The following is a 17,356-nucleotide window of genomic DNA, read 5'->3' on the forward strand; positions in this document are numbered from 1 at the left end:
GATGCTCCTCAGATGTAGATACCACGGGTCAATCCACCGTCGATGCCGATGGATTCGCCCGTTACCGCAGCCGCTTTTGGCGACGCCAGGAAACCGATCAACCAGCCCATTTCAATGGGGGCGAGGGTGCGGCGAATCGGGGTCGCATCGATGTAGGCCTGCTCAACCTGTTCCGACGTTTTGCCTTGCTTGACCGCTTCGCGCTCGTACAGCTCCTGGATATGCGGGGTGTCCACCACGCCGGGGTGAATCAGGTTGACCGTGATGCCCGAGGGGCCGAGCTGGTCGGACAGGGTCTTGGTCATGTGGGCGATCGCCAGGTTGCGCATGCCCGAGAGCACTTTGCTGCTGCGCCCGGTGAGGCCGCCGATGTTGATGATGCGACCGAAGCCGCCCGCCTTCATGTGCGGGGTCACGGCCTTGGCGCACCGGAAGTAGCCGATCACCTTGGTGTTGAGGTCCGAGAGCAGTTCATCGTCGCCGGCGTGTTCGATGTCATTGCGCACCACACCCGACGGCGCTGCGGCACCGTTGACTAGGATGTCGATACGGCCGAAGTGCTTGTGCGCCGCCTCGACCATCTCCGACACGGCCTTCATGTCATTGGTGTCACAGAACAGCGGCAATACTTCATTGCCGGTCTGTGCGCTGATCTCTTCGGCCGCCAGCTGCAGGAACGCCATGCGCCGAGCGCAGATCACCACCTTGCAGCCTTCCTCGGAGAGAAAACGCGCGACTTCCTTGCCGATGCCCATACCGCCACCGGTGACAATGGCCACGCGGCCTTTCAATTCCAGATCCATAGCAATTACCTCGTGTGATTATTCAGTTCAGGCCAGATCGACAAACACGCTTTTAGTCTCGGTGTAGGCATCGATCACGTTTTTACCCATCTCCCGCCCCCAGCCGGATTGCTTGTAGCCACCGAACGGTGAAGAGGGATCGACCACGTTCCAGCAGTTGATCCAGACCGAGCCGGCCTTGAGCTGTGCGGCCACGCGGTGCGCCGAGCGCAGGTCGCGGGTCCACAGGCCCGCGGCGAGGCCATACGGCGAATCGTTGGCGCGCAGCACCAGGTCGTCGATTTCGGTCCAGCTCATGACGGTCAGTACCGGGCCGAAGATTTCTTCGCGAGCTACACAGGCGCGCTCGGCACGGTCGAGGAACACGCTCGGTTGAATGAAATGCCCATGCTCCAGGTGTTCGGGACGGCCGCCGCCGCAGATCAGTTCGGCGCCCTCCTCCTGGCCCCGCTGCAGGTAACCCTTGACGGTGTTCAACTGCCGCGCGGAGACCAACGGCCCCATGCTGTTGGCCGGGTCCAGGCCGTTACCCAGCACATAGGCCGCGGCATGGCGCTGCAATTCTTCGAGCACCTGGTCGAGCACACTGGCGTGTACATACAGGCGTGAACCCGCCGTGCACACCTGCCCTTGGTTGTAGAAAATCCCATCGGCGGCCCCCTTGGCGGCGCGCACAATGTCGGCGTCTGGAAGAATGATGTTCGGCGACTTGCCGCCCAGTTCCAGCGAGACCTTTTTCATGTTGCCGGTGGCCGCCTGGGCGATCAGCCGCCCGACCTGGGTCGAGCCGGTAAAGGCGATCTTGTCCACGTCGGGGTGCTGTGCCAACGGTGCACCAGTGTCGGCGCCCAGGCCGGTGATCAGGTTGACCACGCCAGCGGGGAAGCCTGCGGCCTCGATCAGTTGCACCAGGCGGATCGCGATCAGCGGCGTTTGCTCGGCGGGCTTGAGCACCGCCACGCAACCGGTGGCCAGCGCCGGACCGAGCTTCCACACGCACATGGTCAACGGGAAGTTCCACGGCACGATCAGCGCACAGACCCCCACCGGTTCGCGCAACGTGTAGTTGAGCATCGGCGCGCCGCTGGCCGGCGATACGGGCAGCGTGCTGCCTTCGATCTTGGTGGGCCAGCCGGCAAAGTAGCGGATGATATTCGCCGCGCTGGCCGCTTCACCGCGTGCGTTGGCGATAGGCTTGCCGTTCTCCAGGGTGATCAGTTGCGCCAGTTCCTCGCGGTGCTGATCCAACAGATCGGCCAGGCGAAACAGCAACAGGCCGCGCTGCGCTGGTGACTGCAAGGCCCAGGTGCCGGTAAAGGCTGCACGCGCGGCCGCAACGGCCGCATTCACATCGCGCTCATCGCCTTGGGCGACTTCGGCCAGGGTCTGTTCAGTGGCTGGGTTTTCCACCGCAAAGCGCCGACCGCTGGCGGCGTCCTGCCAGGTACCGCCGATGAACAGGCGACCGGGCTGCGCCAGGAACGCCCGGACGGCAGGTAATAATTCGGGCTGATACATAGTCGACTCCTTCACAGCGCCATTTCGATCAGGCAAGGACCACGGTCGGCCTTGGCATTGGCCAGCGCCCGTTGCAGTTCGGCATTGGTCTGTACCGTGCAGGCCGGGACCCCGTAGCCTTTGGCCAGGGCCTTCCAGTCAATACGCGGGCTGTCGAGCACGGTCAGGCGCAGGGCTTGCGGGTCCATTTCGGTCATGCCGAAACGGCGCAGCTCGTTCTGCAAAATCGCGTAGCGATGGTTGGCGGCAATCAGGATCACCACCGGCAACTGCTCGCGGGCGATGCTCCACAGGGTTTGAATGGTGTACTGGGCACTGCCGTCCGATTGCAGGCAGAACACGCTATTGCCGCGTTCCGCCAAGGCGGCACCGAACCCCACCGGAATCCCCTGGCCAATCGCGCCACCGGTATTGGTCAATACCCGATGCCGCGCGGCGCGGGCGGAGGCGGTAAAGAACGGATAGCCGCAGGTGCCGCCCTCAACCGAGACGATGCTGTCGTCGGGCAGTGATGCGGCCAGCACTTGGCCGATGGATTGTGGCGTCAGCTCGGCGTGGCCGGGCGGCAGTTCGATACCCTCCGGGGTCGACACATAGGCCGGTGCATTCAGGGCATCGGCCAACGCCGTCAGCGCGCCGGCAACATCGTCACCGACTTCGGCCAACGTCAGCAAGCGATCACGTTCGGCGAGGCGCGACGGGATGCCTTCGTAGCCAAAGTAGCTGATGGGCTCGGGCACGCCTGAACAAATGACCAGGTCGTACTGCTCAAGAATTTCAATCGCCACTTCCGGGAAATACGGCAGGCGATCCAGGTCCGGCAAACCACCACCACGGTAGCTCAGGCGCGGAAAGGTCTCGGCAAACAGGCGCACGCCGGGTAGTTGCGCCAGGCGCCCCGCCGCTTCTAGTCCCGCGACTGATAAGCCCTCATCGCCGACGATGAACACCAGCCGCTTGCCGTCACGCAATGCCTGCGCCACGGTTTCTACCCGGTCACCGGCAAACCGGCGAACCGGTGCCCGCAGAGGTGCGAACACACCGTTGTGCGTCACCGCGTGGGCTTGCAGGTCCATGGGCAGAATCAAACTGGCGATTTGGCCTTTGGCCTGCCATGCCGCACGCACGGCTTCCTGCAAATCCTCACCGATACCCCCCGCCGTGCGCGAGGTGCGCACCCAGCCGGAGACAGCACCGGCCAAGGCCTGGATGTCGCTGGCCAAGGGCGGATCGTAGTTGACATGCCAAGAGGCGTGATCGCCGATGACGTTGACGATCGGTGTATTGGCCCGACGCGCGTTATGCAGGTTAGCGATGCCATTGGCAAAGCCCGGGCCCAAGTGGGTCAGCGTCATTGCCGGCTTGCCGGCGATCCGGCCATAGCCGTCAGCGGCGCCGGTGCAGACCCCTTCGAACAGCGACAACACCGGCTTGAGAGCAGGTGCGCTGGCCATGGCGGCCACCAGAGGAATCTCGGTGGTCCCGGGGTTGGCGAAGCAGTACTCGATACCGCTTGCCGCTGCCGCATTCACTATCAGTTGCGCACCATTCATTTTCAGCCCTCTTGCTTGAGCATTTACAGTGATGAGATTTATCACATACAAAGCCACAACCAACAAGCACTTTATCTGTGTTTTTCTCATTTAATGAGATTAAAGATATTTTATTGAGCTGAAAACCTATCTTGAGATTGCGTTTTTCTCTCACTGCGGTAGTGTTGCGCCAGCGCTTGGGTGCCCTGATCCTTGCGGGTACGCACCAAACGCCCTTCCCTCTCTTTTAGGAACACAATGAGCAGCCTGAGCAAATTGCTGAGCATCCTGGACCTGTTCGGTCCACAGACGCTGAAGATCGAACCCGACACCATTGCCGAGCGCATGGGCCTGTCACGGGCGACCGTGTACCGCTACGTCAAGGACTTGTGTGACGCCGGCATGCTCACCCGCGTGGACGCCGGCAGTTACAGCCTAGGGCCGCGCGTGATCGAGCTGGACTGGATGATGCGTCAGTACGATCCGATCCTGATCGCCGGCCGCGAGCTGATGCACGAGCTGTCCGCGCAAACCGGCCTGGCGGTGTTTGCCAGCGTGTTTTACGACGGGCGCATCATCAACACCTACATCGCCGAACCCACCGACACCTATCACTTTGCGTTCGGGCGCGGGCAGCCGTTGCCGTTTTTTCGCGGGGCACAATCGAAGGTCCTGATCGCCTTTCAGAAAGGTCGCCGCCTGCAACGCTTGTTCGACGAGCACATGGCGAACGACCCGGACAGCCCGTATGACTGGGCCGGTTTCTCCAAGGCCGCGAAAAAAATCCGCAAGGACGGTTACTGCCTGACACACGACGAACTCAACCTGGGCCTGACCGGTATCGCTGCACCGATCATCCAGGCAGACCTCGACGAGGTGGTTGGCAGCCTGTCCGCCGTCGGTAGCAGCCAAAGCTTCAAGTTGCTGCGCCAGGAAACAGTGATCGAAATGGTCATGGATACCACCCGGCGCATTGCCGAAAACATGCGCAACCCGCCGAGCAGCATCACGCCCTAGCCCGTCGCGCTCAGAACGGCACGGCCACCGACAATTGGCTGTAGAGGTTGGTGCTATTGCCTTCCACTTGATTGCCGCCGGTGGTCGAGTCCTGCCTGGGTTTGTAGAGCCCCACCAACGGCGTGATGATCAAGTGCGGGTTGACCGCCCATTCGGCATACACATCCAGCTCGCGGCCATCTAGGTTCAACGCATTGCTTTTACGCACGGTGGCGTAATCGAAATACAGCGCCCCCAGGGTCAGGTTTTCCAATGGGGTTGCCTTCAGCCCGACATGGTGGATGCGGGTATTGGTGTTGAACGGCCCAGCGTAGTTGCCGGCCACTTCGCCCTGGAACCAGGTGCCGTAGCCGGTGCTCAAACCGGTGAACAGCGCGTCCCAGTTCTGCGAATAGCGGGTGTAGCGATACGTCACCTTAGGTGCCCAGGCGGTATCGGCGAAGGTATAGCCCGCCTCGCCGTACCAGGCTTTTTCAGGCCCCGCATCCTTGTCCTGCCAGGCGTACTCGAACGCCAGGCTGACGTTCTTGATCCCCGCATCGCCTTCACCGCGCACGCTATAGACGTTCATGCCCCTGCGTTGGCGTTGAAAATCGCTGGCCCATTGATCGTTCACGTCCAGGCCATGGACCCAGGTCAAGCCGAGCGTTCCTGGTTGGGCGGTGTAATCCAGGGTAGCGGCGGCCAACTCGGTGTCGGCCTGGATACGGTTGTCCGACTTGAGCCACAACACGCTGCCATGCAGGCCATCCTGGCCACCCAGGCGCACCACGGCGGTTTGATCGAACGCGTGCCGGGCAGCCAGGTAGTAAGCGCCTCCTCGGTTCAAAGTGCCGTCGGCCGGGCCCTTGCCTGGGTTCAGCCCGTCATCGTTGATCAGGAACCCTCGGCCGACCTTGACCACCTGTCGACCACCGGAAATATCCACGCCATCCTTGCCGAGCAGCGGGAACAGGTCGCCGGAACGCCAGCCCAGGTAGGCGTCTTCGATCTTTGTCGTACGCTCGGTGCCCAGCGAGTTGCCGCCAGCGTCACCGTCCCCCCAGGTGGCGGAGCTGACCAGGGCGAAAGCCCCGTATGCGCTGCCATTGCCCCCCAACGTCTGGTTGCCACTCAAACCGTATTTGATAAAGCCTTCACGCCAACTGGAGCCGCCTGGCGTGCCATCGTAATTCTTGCGGCTGTTGAACAGACCGAACACCGCCGTCATGTCGGCGTTGAGATGACGACTCTCATCACTGTACAGCTCATAAGCGTGCAACTGGCTGATAGCGCCGAGCGCCAAGGTGCACACAAGCGTGCAACCGAATACGGGATGATGTGATAGATAACGCATGGCTCAAGCTCCTTCTTCGACAGCCTGCTTGCGTACAAACAGCAGTTGCTGACCTGTGAACTCCAACAGCCCCTCAAGGCCGAACTCGACACCAAACCCCGACATCTTGCTGCCGCCAAACGGCGTGTTCGGCTGGATCTGCGCGTGGCAATTGACCCACGCCACACCACTCTCCAGGCGACTGGCCAAGGCCTGGGCCTGTTCGACATCCGGCCCCCAGACCGAGCCGCCGAGCCCCATGTCTCCGGCATTGGCGCGCTTCAGGACATCCTCGACATCCCGGTAGGCAATCAACGGCAACACCGGGCCGAACTGTTCTTCGTCGACCAGGCGATGGCCGTCGGTCACGTCTGCAACCAGCGTCGGCGGATAGAAATAGCCCGGGTGGTCCAGGCGCGCACCGCCACATAACACGCGCGCACCCTGTGCCCGTGCGTCGTCGACCAATGTCTCCACCAGTTCCAGTTGCTCAAGGTTCTGCACGGGCCCGAAGGTCACACCGGCGTCGAGGCCATCACCCACCACCTGGCGCGCTGCAATCTGCGTCAGCGCGTCAGCAAAAGCCTGGTACTGCGATTCGTGGATATACAGGCGTTTGAGCGCAGCACAGGTCTGGCCCATGTTGAGAAAGGCCGCCTGGAAGATCTCCTCGGCCACGGCCTCCACGGCGGTCCCCGGCAATACGATGGCGGCGTCGTTACCACCAAGCTCCAGGGTCAGGCGCTTGAGGTTGCTGGCGGCGCCGCGCATTACGCTTTGCCCGGTGGCGGTGGAGCCGGTGAAGACGATCTTCTGGATCCCCGGGTGCGAGGTGATCGCACTGCCGAAGCCCCGCTCGCCGGTCACGCAATTGATCACACCGCGAGGCACGTGCCGGCCAATGATCGCCACCAGGCCCAAGGTACTCAGCGGTGTCAGGCTCGACGGTTTGCTGATCACACAGTTGCCCGCACGCAGCGCCGGCATGATGTGCCAGACGGCAATCATGAACGGCCAGTTCCAGGGGGTGATCGACGCCACGACGCCCAACGGTTTGCGGTGCAGCTCAATGCGCTGGTTGGGAGTTTCTTCCACCAGTTCCACCGCAATCTCCTGCCCAGCCGCGTAGCGCGTCCAGGCGGCGGCGCCCATGACCTCGGAAAACGCCAGCGCCAGCGGCTTGCCTTGCTCCAGCACAATCAGGCGCGCCAGTGACTCGGCCTCTTGCTCGATATCTGCCGCAATCGCCATCAAACGCTCGCAACGGTCAGGATGGCTACTGTGGCGCCAGCTTTTGAACGCCGCCTGCGCGGCACTGACGGCCTGGTCAAGTTGCCCCAGTGAACCGGCCGGGCATTGGGCGAATGCCGTACCGGTGGCCGGGTTGATCACATCAAACTGGCCTTCGTCGCCGGCCACCTGAACCCCATCGATAAGCATCTTGTAGTTGTGCATTTGAAACCTTCCTTTCACACGCTGACGCGCCATGCCGAGCAACGGCAGGCTGCGATTATCTGGTTAGTCGAGCTATGAAAACGCGGGGGCCTTAAAGCTTGTGGCTGCCCAAGGCCAGGAAGCGTTGCGGCGAGCTGTTGCGCAGTCGCGCGGCGAGCACGATGCCGATGATCAGGGCCACCGGAATAATCGCGCAGAGGCTGTAGGACAGCAGTTGGCTGGCACCGGTCAGCACGTCGAAATGCACCACCGCCAACACCAGCACCATCACCAGCGCCAGGCACGAAATACCGGGCAGGATCCGTCCACGCAACAGCCCGACCTTAAGCTCGGGATGGCGATGGAAGTAGACGCACACCGACACCGAGGTCAGCGCCATCAACAGGATCACGCACAGCGTGGCCAGGTTGGACAGCCAGGCAAACAGTTGCAGGATCGGATCGGCATCCATCGCGGCAAATATCAGCACCACGACCGCCGCGATCAAACTCTGCAACGCCGAGCCCATATGCGGGCTCTGGTGCACGCGATGGGTGGTCCCCAGCAGGCTGTGCAACAGACCGTCGCGCCCGATGGCGTAGAAGTAACGCGCGGCGGCGTTGTGAAAGGCCAACAGCCCGGCATAGATACTGACCATGAACAGCACGCGGATAATCTGGGTCAGTTGCGGGCCGACAAAGTGGTCGGACATGCCATAGATAAACGTGGTTGGGTCCTGCAAGGACTGCAGCAGCGGCACGATCTTGTCCGACCCCACCCCCACCACCATCGACCACACCGACAGCGCGTAGAAACCACCGATCAGCAACACCGAACAGTAGGTGGCAATTGGAATACTGCGCTTGGGATTCTTGGCCTCTTCACCGTAGATGGTCGTGGCCTCGAAGCCGATAAAGGCGGCGAAACAGAACAGCAAGCCGATTGACGGCGTGCCACTGAACACATGGCTGCCGCTGAACGAGTCAAGGTTGATGCCGCTGTCGCCGCCGGATTTGAGAATGGCAAAATCCAGAACCAGGATCGCCAGGTACTCGGCAATCACCACCACCGACAGCACCCGCGCCGACAGGTCGATCTTGCGATAGCCCAGGATCGCGATGCTCGCCATCGCCATCAACGAGTAGGACCACCACGGCAGCACCAGGCCGAAGGCCGCTTCCATGGTGCCACTGACCACACCGCCGAACATCCCGTACAACCCGACCTGAAGGATGTTATAGGCAAACATTGCCAGCACCCCGGCGGCACCGCCCGCCAGGCCACCCAGGCCACGGGACGTGAACGCGTAAAAGCCACCGGCATTGGTCACGTGGCGCGACATGGTGGTGTAACCCACCGAGAACGCCAGCAGCACCAGCAAGGCGAGAATCAGCAAAGCCGGGGTGCCGGCACCGTTGCCCAGCATGATGCCGATGGGGAACCCGCCGGCGATCACACTCAGCGGGCTCGCCGCCGATATCACGAAAAAGATAATGAAGCCCACACCCAGGGCACCACGCTTGAGCTCCGTGGAGCCGTTGACCGGGATAGATACACTCATGTTGTTGACCTTATTGTATGAGGCAGTCGCTTTAGGGGTGGTCCGACCACACAGCATCGGCACCGGTTAGCGTTTTGTTTTAGTTGCGCGCTGAATTTGATCCTATGCCCGCCCCTGAACCGCTCGCTATCCCAAATCGGTAGCATCCGAAGCCCCGCCCCAAAACAGGTCGAGGCAACACGCTCACTCCCAGCGCAGTTGCCGATTTGGGATAGCCGCCTGGCCTGTCATGCCTGCAACCTAGCATCAGCCGTGCTATGCCCGGATGCCGGCCACCAGAATAAGAATGAGGGCTCGCCCCCCCCCCCCCGCAGCCCATCATCGCGACGCCCACTTGTAGGAAGCCTCAACCATGCAGCCAGCTCACCTCACCATTCAATGGCGTATTACCCTGCTGAGCGGACTCTGCCTGCTGGCAGTGGTGGCGGCTCTGATTTGCGCCAGCGCGTATCAGAATCAAGCCAGTGCAAAGCTGCTTAAAAAGCAGAGCAGCGAGTTGCTCGGACAGGCTGCGCTGGAGCGTTTGCAGGCCCAGGCCGTGGCGCATGCCCAACAGGTGGAGCGTTTTTTCACTGAAACCGCGCTGTATGGCGAGGGGTTTGCGCAACAGGTTCTGCAACTGCGCGAGCAAACGCTCAACGGCCGCCTGACGGTCGCGCAATTGCGCGAAGCCCTGATCAGCAACGCCCGTGAAACCCTGAGACAACGCGAAAAAGTCCTAGGCCTGTACGTCATCATGCTGCCGGATGCGCTGGGCGGCACTGACGCCGATTGGCGCGACCAACGCGCGGTGGCGGGCAATGAAACTGGGCGCTTTGCGCTGTATTGGTCACAGAGTCAACCGGGTCAACTGGTGCAGGAGGTACTGAGCGAGGCACAAATCGCCGCGAACACCGCGCCCCCCGGCAGCGAACCGGGGAACGCCTGGTACGCCTGCCCTCAGGCGCAACGCCAGGTGTGTGTGGTCGAACCCTACACCATCGAAGTGGAAGGCCAGAAAGCCCTGATGAGCAGCATTTCCATCCCCCTGATCGTCAACGGCAAAGTGCTCGGCGTGGTGGGCATGGACATCAGCCTCGACACCTTGCAAAAGCTGGCGGCCAACCTCGGCCAGGACCTCTACCAGGGCGACAGCCAGGTCACCATCCTGTCGGCCACGGGCCAAGTGGCGGGACGCAGCGGCGCCGTCTCGGGGGACACGCTGGATATCCGCCAGCCCTTACAGACGGCAGCGGGCACGCCGGCCTGGCAACTGCAGATCAAGGTTCCACAGACTCGGGTGCAGGCGCCAGCCCGGCAGATGCAAAGCGAACTCGACGACAAAAGTCGTGAGTCCAACTGGCTCAACCTCGGCCTGGGTATCCTGGCCAGCAGCCTGGGCATGCTGCTGATCTGGCTGGCCGCTTACGGCGTGACACGCCCGCTGCTGAAGATGGCCAAGTTGCTCGATGCGATTGTCGAAGGCGACGGTGACCTCACCCAGCGCCTGCCCACCGGGCGACGCGACGAACTGGGCCACTTGGCCGATGGCTTCAACCGTTTCCTCGACAAGTTGCAGCCGATTATTCGCGCGATCCAGGCCGCGTCCCTGGACACCCGCAACAGTGCCGACACCTCATCGGGCATTGCCCGTGAAGTCAGCGCCGGCATGCAGCGCCAGTACCGCGAAGTGGAGCTGGCGGCGACCGCGTTGCACGAAATGAGCGCCAGCGCCCAGGAAGTCGCGCGTCACTCCCGCAGCACCGCCGACGCCGCGACTGCCGCCGAAAACGCCAGCCGTTCAGGCCAGGCGGTGTTCTCGGCCGCCGAGCGCAGCATCGAGGCCCTTGATCAACGCCTGGAAACCACGCTCCAGCAAGTCAATGCCCTGGCTGATAGCAGCGCCCAGATCGGTCAGGTCCTGGACGTCATCAGCGCCATTGCGCAGCAGACCAACCTGCTGGCGCTGAATGCAGCCATCGAAGCGGCGCGGGCCGGCGAACAGGGGCGCGGCTTTGCGGTGGTGGCCGATGAAGTCAGGCACCTGGCGAGCAACACCCAGAGTTCGGTCGAACAGGTGCGCACGGTGATCGAGACGCTGCAACAGCTGAGCCAGGCGGTGGTGCACAGCACCCAATTGAGTCGCGAGCAAGCCGGCGGCAGCGTGCTCCAGGTGCAACAGACCCGCGTGGCGCTGGGGCATATTTCCCAGGCCGTGGATGTGATCGAACAAATGAATCAGCAGATCGCCAGTGCGGCCCTTGAGCAGAGCAGCGTGGTGGACGATATCAGCCATCGGGTCAGCGACATCCGGGGCATCAGCGAAACACTCGCCGGGCGCATGAACGAAGCGTCGAAGGCCAGTGACGCACTGCATCAAATGTCCAATCACCAACAGCAACTGGTCGGGCATTTCCGCGTGTAAAACGTATGCCGTCTTGACTCGGTTACAGTGGCCGCCTTTCAACTCTCCTACATCGAGCACCCCCCATGATTTTTCCACGCCGCTGGTTGATCCTTGCGATCATTTCCAGCGCCTTGCTGCTCATCGTCATCGACATGACGGTGCTGTACACCGCCCTGCCCACCCTGACCCGAGAGCTGAATGCCTCGGCCTCGGAAAAACTCTGGATCGTTAACATCTATGCGCTGATCGCCGCCGGCCTGCTGCTGGGCATGGGTACCCTCGGTGACCGTCTTGGACACAAACACCTGTTCATCGGCGGGCTCAGTGTGTTTGGCCTGTTCTCACTGATTGCGGCGTTCTCACCGTCCGCCACCGTATTGATTGGGGCACGGGGTTTCCTGGCGGTCGGCGCGGCGATGATGATGCCCGCCACGCTGGCCATCGTGCGGGTGACCTTCATCGATCCGCGCGAACAGGCCATGGCGTTCGGTATATGGGCCTCGGTGGCTTCAGGAGGCGCGGCCTTCGGTCCGGTGGTGGGCGGCTTGTTGCTGGAGCATTTCTGGTGGGGCTCGGTATTTTTGATCAGCGTGCCGATCGTGCTGGTGGCCTTGGTCGTCGGCGCCCTCTTGATCCCGAATCATCCGGGGGATATGAGCAAACGCTGGGACTGGCTGGGCTCGCTGCAGGTGATGATCGGTTTGATCAGCGTCGAGTATGCGGTCAAGGAACTCGGCAAACGTGCGCCCTCCTTCGAAGGCATGTTGATCGCATTGGTGTTGGGTGCGCTGTTCCTGACGCTCTTTGTTCGCCGCCAGCGTCGCGCCACTCAGCCCATGCTCGACTTGGCGCTGTTCAAGGCTACGGGGTTCAGAAATGCGGTGATCTCGGCCGTGGTGTCCGCCGCTGCGTTGATCGGCATGGAGCTGGTATTCAGCCAACGCCTGCAACTGGTGCTGGGCCTGTCACCACTGGAAGCGGCACTGTTTATCCTGCCGCTGCCGCTGGGCTCGTTTATCTCAGGGCCACTGGCCGGTTACTACCTGCCTCGCCTGGGGAACCAGCGGATGCTGTTCTGGACCCTGCTGCTGTCTGCTGCGTCGATGCTCGCCTACCTGCTGCTGTATGACGCTGCGGTGTACCTGCAACTGATCGTCCTTGCGCTGCTGGGATTTACCATTGGTGCAGCACTGACGGCATCGTCCAGCACCATCATGCTCAGCGTACCCGCCCACCAGACTGGCATGGCCGCCTCCATTGAGGAAGTGTCGTTTGAACTGGGCGGCGCGGTGGGTGTAACCCTGGCAGGCAGCCTGTTATCGGCGGTTTATGCGTATTCGGCGGGCGTGGTGATTCCATCCTGGCTGACCCTCAACCCTGCGACATTCGACAGTCTTGACGACGCGCTTGTCGTCGCCGAAACGTTGTCGCCCGAAGGCGCTGCCATGCTGCGCGCATTTGCCCGCTCGGCGTTCGACGCGGGCTTTGTCGCGGTGCTGGCGGCGTCGACAGCACTGCTTTTGATCGCAGCGCTGCTGGTCAAGTTGAGCAGGCAAACACCGCCGGCCACGCCTTAAAGCTTGTGGCAGCCCAACGCCAGGAACCGCTGGGGCGATGCCTTGCGCAGCCGCGCCGCGAGGAATACCCCGCCCAGCAAGGCCAGGGGAATAATCGCGCAGAGGCTGTAGGACAGCAGTCGGCTGGCACCGGTCAGCACGTCGAAATGCACCACCGCCAACACCAGCACCGCCAAGAGCGCCAGGCACGAGAAACCCGGGAATATCTGCCCGCGCCAGACCCCGACCTGGAGCTGCGGGTGGCGTCGGAAAAACACCAAGACCGCCGCCGAAGTCAGCGCCATCAGCAAGATCACGCACAGCGTGGCCAGGTTGGACAACCAGGCAAACAGTTGCAGGATCGGATCGGCATCCAACGCGGCGAAAATCAGCACCACCACGGCCGAGATCAGGCTCTGCAAGGCCGAGCCCATATGCGGGCTCTGGTGTACGCGGTGAGTGGTGCCCAACTGGCTGTGCAGCAAACCGTCACGGCCGATGGCATAGAAGTAACGTGCAGCGGCGTTATGGAAGGCCAACAACCCGGCATAGATGCTGACCATGAACAGCACACGGATAACCTGGGTCAGTTGCGGGCCGACAAAATGGTCGGACATGCCGTAGATAAACGTGGTCGGATCCTGCAAGGCCTGCAACATCGGCACGATCTTGTCCGCCCCAACGCCCACCACCATCGACCACACCGATAACGCGTAGAAACCACCGATCAGCAACACCGAGCAGTACGTCGCAATTGGAATGGTGCGTTTCGGGTCCTTGGCCTCCTCCCCGTAGATCGTCGTTGCCTCAAAGCCGATAAAGGCGGCGAAGCAAAACAGCAAGCCGATGGACGGGGTGCCGCTGAACACTCGGCTGCTGGTGAAGGCGTCAAGGTTGATGCCGCTGTCGCCACCGGACTTGAGGATGGCGAAGTCCAGGACCAGGATCGCCAGGTACTCGGCGATCACCATCACCGACAGCACACGCGCCGACAGGTCGATCTTGCGATAACCCAGGATTGCGATGCTTGCCATCGCCATCAGCGAGTAGGACCACCACGGCAGCACCAGGCTGAACGCGGCTTCCATGGTGCCACTGACCACCCCGCCGAACATGCCATACAACCCAACCTGCAGGATGTTATAGGCAAACATTGCCAGCACCCCGGCCGCGCCACCGGCCAGGCCGCCCAGCCCGCGTGCGGTAAAGGCGTAAAAGCCACCGGCGTTGGTCAGGTGGCGCGACAGGGTGGTGTAACCCACGGAGAACGCCAGCAGCACCAGCAAGGCGAGGATCAGCAACGCCGGGGTCCCCGCCCCGTTGCCCAGCATGATACCGATGGGGAAGCCGCCGGCGATCACACTCAGCGGGCTTGCCGCCGACACCACGAAGAAGATGATAAAGCCCACACCCAGGGCGCCACGTTTGAGCTCCGTGGAGCTGTTGATCGAGTTGGATACACTCATGTTATTGACCTTATTGTATGAGGCAGTCGCTGCAGGATCGGTGCAGCCGGCGGTTCACCGGCACCGAATAGCTTGTCGTTCTTGTTGCACGCTGGCACTGATCCTATGCCTGCCCTGCAACGTGCCGGTATCCCAAATCGGTAACGCAAGCACCCACGGCGAAACACCCGCCTCTCCCAAGCAGGCTGTATCTGGTTTTTGCAGATTTTTTCGTTCAGTCGCGCGCGTAAGCGGCGATGGCTGCGCGGGCGGTATGGGACGGCAGCTCTGCGAACAGCTCCTGGTACTCCGCCGCGAAATGGCTCAGGTGATAGAAGCCCCACTGGGCGGCGGCATCACCAATCGTCAGCTCGCAGGCACGGGTGGACATCAAGGTGCGGCGTACACCGTTGAGCCTTACAGAGCGCAGGTAATTCAGCGGAGTGGTCTCGGCGACCGATCGGAAGCTGTTCTGCACCGTACGCCGACTCACCTGGAGACGCTCGCACAAATCGATCACGCTGGGCACGCTGATCATTTCGGTGGTCGCCAGGCGGTGGCATTTCTCGACGATAAAACTGCGCGTGGAACTGGGGCTGCGCTGGTGCTTGTCGCAGGCGGGGTCGATCATCAGTTGCAACAACTCACTGAGCATGGCCTGCTCCAGCGCTACCTCGCGCGCTCGATCCAGCGTGCTATCGAGATCTTCGTGCACCAGTGCCTGGGAGAAAAGCGCCAGCAATCGGCGCCGAGCCTGGGCAAATCGCTGGGGGGAAACCCTGATTACCGGCTGGCGCAGCAACCGATTGAGGTCCTTGGCTGAAGCAGTCTGCTCCAACGCCTCGTCGAACAAGTCACGCTCAAAGGTGATGGACAGCAACTCCATGCCCATCGGCATATGGAACATGAACTCCTCGCCGCCGTGGAGAAAAAACAGGCTGCTGTCATCCACCTCGCGCCCCTGCATGCGAATCGAACCCGGAACGTTGATCGGCACGGCAAAGCACATCTTGTCGCGAGGTGCCACGCCGTTCTGTACCACGCGTTGGTTGATCTTTTCGAGAAACAAGTGACAACCGCTCGTCGTCAGTTGCATCAGCGAGCTCTCGGCGCAGCCGGCGGTTAACTGGCTGTAGTCCTGGTTCCACTGCTGGATGGTGGCTGCATGGACGTGGACATCTCGAAAATGGCTGATCGTTTGGTTTTTCATTGGGGCGTGTACCTCTACCAATATTCTTGTTTTTAGATCGCCTATGGATTTGATAGTCGCACATAGCACAAATCCTGGAAATTGTTTATGCGCTGGAATGCATGCGTCTCATGTGCCGATTCGGGCTACCGGCCTGTAACCCGCGCCGGAGATGATCGGCACACTTAAATAGACATTCCAGAGAGACCGTCATGAGTGAAGCCAAACTTCAATCCCTGCACTTCGCGGATGCCCCGCGGATTATCTCCGGCGAACTGCCCGGCCCCAAGACCCGCGAAGCCCTGGCGCTGTCGGCGAGTACCGAGTCGATGGCACGCGGCGGCGGACGCATGCCGATCGCCATGGACCGCGCCTTCGGCGCGACCTTCAAAGACCCCGACGGCAACACTTACATCGACCTGTCCGCCGGCGTCGGTGTCAGCAGCGTAGGCCGCTGCCACCCCAAAGTGGTGCAGGCGATTCGCGAACAGTCCGAAGTGCTGATGCACGCCCTGGAAATCAACAGCACCCGGCGTACCGAGCTGGCTGCCAAGTTGCACGAAATCGCGCCCGAGGGGTTGCGTGGCGACTGCATCACCTTCTTCACGCAAAGCGGCAGTGATGCCCTGGAAGCCGCGATCAAGTTCGCCAAGCGCATCACCGGGCGGCACCAGATCATCGCCTTCCACGGCGGCTACCACGGTGTGTGGAACGCTTCGGGCTCGCTGACCACCGGCACGGCCTACCGCAAGGGCTTTGGCGCGCAGATGGGCGGCGTGATTCACGCCCCCTACCCTTACGCCTACCGTTTCCCTTTCGACACCACCCACAAAAGCGCCGAGCAGATCGCCGGCGAGTACATCGATTACCTGTTGAACACCCCGTACACGGCCGCCGATGACGTGGCGGCCGTGATTGTGGAACCGGTACAGGGCGAAGGCGGCTACGTGCCCCCATCGCCGGAATTCCTGCAATTGCTGCGCAAGGCCTGTGACCGCAGCGGCACATTGCTGATCGTCGATGAAGTGCAGTCCGGCGCCGGCCGCACCGGCAAAATGTGGGCGGTCGAACACTCCGGCGTGAAGCCCGACATGCTCACCTTCGGCAAGGGCATCGGCAGCGACCTGCCCATGGCCGGCCTGATCATGCGCTCGGACCTGGCAGCGAAAATCCCCGACGGTTCCATGCCTAACACCTTCGCCGCCAACTCGTTGTCGGCTGCCGTGGCACTGACCAACATCAGCATCCTCCAGGACCCTGAACTCGACCTGCTCAACCGTGCCCACACCCTGGGGCTGGAAGCTCAGGCGCGTATTCGCGGCTTCAACAGCCCGTTAGTCGGTGAAGTGCGCGGGCGCGGCCTGATGATCGGTATCGAACTGATCGAAGATCCGATCACCAAGGCGCCCCTGCCGGGCGAAAAGATCGGCCAACTGATGGGCTATCTGCTCAACCACGGCGTGCTGATGATTCCCTGTGGCCGCTACAGCAACGTGATGCGCGTAATGCCCTCGCTGACGATCTCGCGTGAGCTGTTCTTCAAAGCACTGGACATCTTCGGCGACGCCCTGGCTTCCCTCAAAGCATGATCTTGCCCATT

Annotated in this window: 11 protein-coding genes and 2 pseudogenes; 5 read left to right on the top strand and 8 right to left on the bottom strand. The window is 61.9% G+C overall.

Annotated elements, in window-relative coordinates:
- Nucleotides 1-8: 8 nt before the first annotated feature.
- Genes ACI512_RS19590 through ACI512_RS19600 form a run of 3 tightly spaced genes read right to left on the bottom strand, consistent with a single transcriptional unit; the run spans nucleotide 9 to nucleotide 3,874 of the window.
- Nucleotides 9-803, bottom strand: coding sequence for an SDR family NAD(P)-dependent oxidoreductase (locus ACI512_RS19590; protein WP_046036354.1), 795 nt, complete (start codon nucleotides 801-803; stop codon nucleotides 9-11).
- Between the two features lie 27 nt (nucleotides 804-830).
- Nucleotides 831-2,321: an aldehyde dehydrogenase family protein gene (locus tag ACI512_RS19595; protein WP_236379888.1), complete on the bottom strand. Its 1,491-nt coding sequence runs from the start codon at nucleotides 2,319-2,321 to the stop codon at nucleotides 831-833.
- A gap of 11 nt (nucleotides 2,322-2,332) precedes the next feature.
- Complete coding sequence (locus ACI512_RS19600) at nucleotides 2,333-3,874, bottom strand: acetolactate synthase large subunit (RefSeq protein WP_236379886.1); 1,542 nt, start codon at nucleotides 3,872-3,874, stop codon at nucleotides 2,333-2,335.
- A gap of 237 nt (nucleotides 3,875-4,111) precedes the next feature.
- Here ACI512_RS19600 and ACI512_RS19605 point away from each other — a divergent pair, with 237 nt between their 5' ends.
- Entirely contained in the window at nucleotides 4,112-4,870 is a 759-nt protein-coding gene (locus ACI512_RS19605) for an IclR family transcriptional regulator (protein ID WP_236379884.1), read from the top strand.
- A gap of 10 nt (nucleotides 4,871-4,880) precedes the next feature.
- On the opposite strand, the gene ACI512_RS19610 is transcribed toward ACI512_RS19605, so the two are convergent.
- The 3 genes from ACI512_RS19610 to ACI512_RS19620 all read right to left on the bottom strand — a co-directional run bounded on the left by ACI512_RS19610 (nucleotide 4,881) and on the right by ACI512_RS19620 (nucleotide 9,180).
- Entirely contained in the window at nucleotides 4,881-6,206 is a 1,326-nt protein-coding gene (locus tag ACI512_RS19610) for an alginate export family protein (protein WP_236379882.1), read from the bottom strand.
- A 3-nt stretch (nucleotides 6,207-6,209) separates the two neighbouring features.
- Nucleotides 6,210-7,640 (bottom strand): aldehyde dehydrogenase family protein, encoded by a 1,431-nt coding sequence (locus ACI512_RS19615; protein ID WP_236379880.1) that lies wholly within the window; start codon nucleotides 7,638-7,640, stop codon nucleotides 6,210-6,212.
- Nucleotides 7,641-7,731: 91 nt separating this feature from the next.
- A complete protein-coding gene (locus ACI512_RS19620; RefSeq protein WP_236379878.1) occupies nucleotides 7,732-9,180 on the bottom strand; it encodes an APC family permease in 1,449 nt (482 codons plus the stop codon).
- A 736-nt stretch (nucleotides 9,181-9,916) separates the two neighbouring features.
- Here ACI512_RS19620 and ACI512_RS19625 point away from each other — a divergent pair.
- From ACI512_RS19625 to ACI512_RS19635, 3 genes and pseudogenes are all read left to right on the top strand, one after another.
- Nucleotides 9,917-10,726, top strand: a pseudogene (locus tag ACI512_RS19625) (HAMP domain-containing protein); the annotation flags it as partial.
- Between the two features lie 318 nt (nucleotides 10,727-11,044).
- Nucleotides 11,045-11,584: pseudogene (locus tag ACI512_RS19630) on the top strand (methyl-accepting chemotaxis protein); the annotation flags it as partial.
- A 65-nt stretch (nucleotides 11,585-11,649) separates the two neighbouring features.
- A complete protein-coding gene (locus tag ACI512_RS19635) occupies nucleotides 11,650-13,143 on the top strand; it encodes an MFS transporter (protein WP_236379874.1) in 1,494 nt (497 codons plus the stop codon).
- On the opposite strand, the gene ACI512_RS19640 is transcribed toward ACI512_RS19635, so the two are convergent.
- Entirely contained in the window at nucleotides 13,140-14,588 is a 1,449-nt protein-coding gene (locus ACI512_RS19640) for an APC family permease (protein WP_405121275.1), read from the bottom strand. The two genes, ACI512_RS19635 and ACI512_RS19640, sit on opposite strands and share 4 nt — an antisense overlap.
- 214 nt (nucleotides 14,589-14,802) lie before the next feature.
- Nucleotides 14,803-15,777 carry a helix-turn-helix domain-containing protein gene (locus ACI512_RS19645; RefSeq protein ID WP_236383206.1) on the bottom strand — a complete coding sequence of 325 codons (975 nt, stop codon included), beginning with the start codon at nucleotides 15,775-15,777 and terminating at the stop codon, nucleotides 14,803-14,805.
- 191 nt (nucleotides 15,778-15,968) lie between these two features.
- Here ACI512_RS19645 and ACI512_RS19650 point away from each other — a divergent pair, with 191 nt between their 5' ends.
- The gene (locus tag ACI512_RS19650) at nucleotides 15,969-17,345 is read left to right on the top strand and encodes an aspartate aminotransferase family protein (protein ID WP_236383205.1); all 1,377 of its coding nucleotides are present in this window, start codon (nucleotides 15,969-15,971) and stop codon (nucleotides 17,343-17,345) included.
- The last annotated feature ends 11 nt before the right edge of the window (nucleotides 17,346-17,356 follow it).

This window comes from Pseudomonas petroselini, from assembly GCF_045037875.1.
Taxonomy (GTDB): Bacteria; Pseudomonadota; Gammaproteobacteria; order Pseudomonadales; family Pseudomonadaceae; genus Aquipseudomonas; species Aquipseudomonas petroselini.